Annotated in this window: 1 protein-coding gene; it reads right to left on the bottom strand. The window is 71.3% G+C overall.

Going from position 1 to position 2,747, the window contains the following annotated elements; translation table 11 throughout:
• Window positions 1–109: 109 nt before the first annotated feature.
• The gene (locus AC069T_RS37890) at window positions 110–2,605 is read right to left on the bottom strand and encodes a helicase associated domain-containing protein (protein WP_478787070.1); all 2,496 of its coding nucleotides are present in this window, start codon (window positions 2,603–2,605) and stop codon (window positions 110–112) included.
• Window positions 2,606–2,747: the final 142 nt, after the last annotated feature.

Here is a 2,747-nt window from a genome sequence, read left to right as displayed (position 1 = left end):
CCCCCCCCCCCCCCCCCCCCCCCCCCCCCCCCCCCCCCCCCCCCCCCCCCCCCCCCCCCCCCCCCCCCCCCCCCCCCCCCCCCCCCCCCCGCCGCCGTTTTTGCGTGCCCTACCAGCGCATGCCGAGTTCATCGAGGTCGGCGCGCCGCTCTGGAGTCAGCTTGTCGGCGCGGCGGCGGGCGTTGTCCAGGAAGCTACCCAGTTTGATCTCTGCACCGTCGACCACTTCGACGTGCTTGCGGGGCACGGTCAGGTGGCCCTCACGAGCGCGGAACTGCCGGGCGGCCGTGATGTTCAGCCGCCACTTGTCCTCCCGGCGTGGCCGCGCGGGCTTGTCCTCGTCGTCGGCCGGCTCCAGTTCCAGGGCGCTACCCAAGAGCCACTGCTGGGCGGGCTTCAGCTTGTCCCACCCCGCGCGCTGCGCCGCCGCCCACACCCCGAGATCCTCGCCCTGCACCACCAGCTCACCGCCGGCCTCGGGCAGGGTGCCGCCAGCCTCGATGTGGGCGCGGGCGAGACGGAAGCACCGCTGCCACGCCACGTCCCACCCCAGCGGGCACCATCCCGCGTCAATGGCCTCCAGCGCCTCCAGACGGCTCGCAGGCATCTCCCCGGCCGCCACGGGCACGTCCTCCCCGGCCGCGCGCCGTTCGGCGTTCAGCAGCGCCTTGCGGGCCGCTGCGCGCTGGTTCTTGGCCCACACCCCAATGGGGAACCCGCCCTCGCCCACGGCTGTGGCCAGAGGCAGGAAATGCCCGTGCTTCTCCGCCCACGCCCGCGCCACCGCGAGGCCTTCCTCGAACGCCACGTCCTGGTGGGACCACACCATGCCCAGCGCCTCCAGCTCGGCCACCCGCGCCGCATCGAGGGTCCCGGCGTTGTAGTAGCGCCGCTGGTCAGCCAGCCACACCCCCAGCGGGAACCCCGCGCCCGCCGCATCGTCCTCGGGCATCACGTAGTCGTACGGCACCCGGAGCTGGTCGCTGCCGTTCTCGCGCAGCCAGCGCGTGGCTGCCTCGATCCCGCGCCGCCAGTAGGCGTTCTCCGGGTCGATCACCCGCAACCTGACGAACTGGGCCAGCAGCGCGGGGTCACGCGGCTCGCTGAACCGCAGCAGCCCGGCCGCCCGCTCGCTCACCCACGCCTCGTCCTCCTCCTCCTCCTCCTCCTCCTCCTGGTCCTCGTCCTGGTGCTCCAGCTCGGCGCCGTCCTCGTCCTCGGCGCCCTCCCGCCGGCCGCTGCGCCGCCGCGGGTCGGCCAGAGCCTCGATCGTGTCCGTGTCGTGCGCCCGCAGCGCCCCGAGCACCTTCGCGAGGGTCCCGTACGCCTCCGAGGTCAGCATTTCCTCGCCGTCCTCGTCCGGACCGAGGAATACCGGAACCACAAGAGAGGCCAATTTCCCCTCTCCCGGCTTCATGCGCAGGGCACGCCCCACCATCTGCACGATATCGACCATGGAACCGCGCGCATCGCAGAAAGCGACCGCATCACACTGTGCAGTGTCGACGCCTTCCCCGAGTACCTTGACGGAACTCAGAACGCGCACCGCAGCCGGAATATCGGAATCCCCGCCGATGAAATCGGAAGCGAACTCATTCAAGACCTGACGCCGATATCCCGGCGCATGTTCCCCATACAGCCAGTCCGCCCACACCCGCTCCGCCGACGGGTACCGCTCCGGGTCGTCCTCGGCCAGCCGCTCGGCGACAGCGCCGACCCCGGCCGCCATCGCCTCGGCCTCGGCGACCCGACTGTGAAAGGCCAGGATCCGCCGCAGCCGCTCCCGCGCCGCAGCCGTCAGCAACCCGGTCTGCAACGCGGCTAGCCGCGCCCCGCGGACCGAGTCCGAGGCCGCCGACTCCATCTGAAGCGCCTCGAACAGCTCCGGGTCGCGGATGTCCAGGCACACCACCTGGTACGGCGCAACCAACCCCCGCCGGATCGCCTCGGACAGTTTGAGCTTGTACGCCACCGGCCCGAACACGGGCGAGTCCTCGTCCATGCTCGCCACTAGCCGCGGCTTGTCGCCCTCGGCCTCCCACACGCGCGCCGTCGCGGTCATGTACAGCCGCCGTACCGCCGGCACTCGCGCCTGATCGTGCACGGCCGCCCACGGCTTCCCAGCGTCCCCACTGGTTCGGTGGGCTTCGTCCACGATCATGAGGTCCCAAACCGGCAAACCCGCCTCGTGTGCCCGCTGGAGGATGCCCAGGCCCACCGCCGCGTAGGTGGCGAACACGGTCACCGGCTCCAGATCCCGCGTCCACGACACCAGCTCCTCCGGGTCGGTCGTGCACGGGATGCCGTCGCTGTCCTCGGCACGCAGCGAACACACCCCGACCATCGCGCCCCGTCGGCCGCCCCGGCGCCACGCGCCCGCCATCTGAGTCAGCAGATCCAGCGTCGGGACCAGGACCAGCACCCGCCGCGCGGAAAGCCGCCGCGCGGCCTCTACAGCGATTAGCGTTTTACCGGATCCGGTCGCGGCGATTACCTGCGTGCGCAGTCCCTCGGGAGGGACGCGCCCGCCGGGCGGAGTCTGGAGATAGCGCATAATGCCATCGGCCGCTTCCACCTGATGCGGAAACAAATCCATCTGTGCCATGCGATCCACGCTTTCCGCCTCGTGTTCTGACGAGGCTTTCTGGGGTGGTGATTCCCTGGTTTTTCGATGGGGTGGTGCTCGGCGCCTCGGTGTGCAGGAGGTCCGGAGTTCGAGCCGGGGAGGTGGTGTGTTCTGAGCCCAG

The organism is Streptomyces sp. NPDC043867 (genome assembly GCF_056435845.1).
The sequence above is the reverse complement of the archived record's forward strand: the minus strand, read 5'-3'. Positions and strand labels throughout refer to the sequence as shown.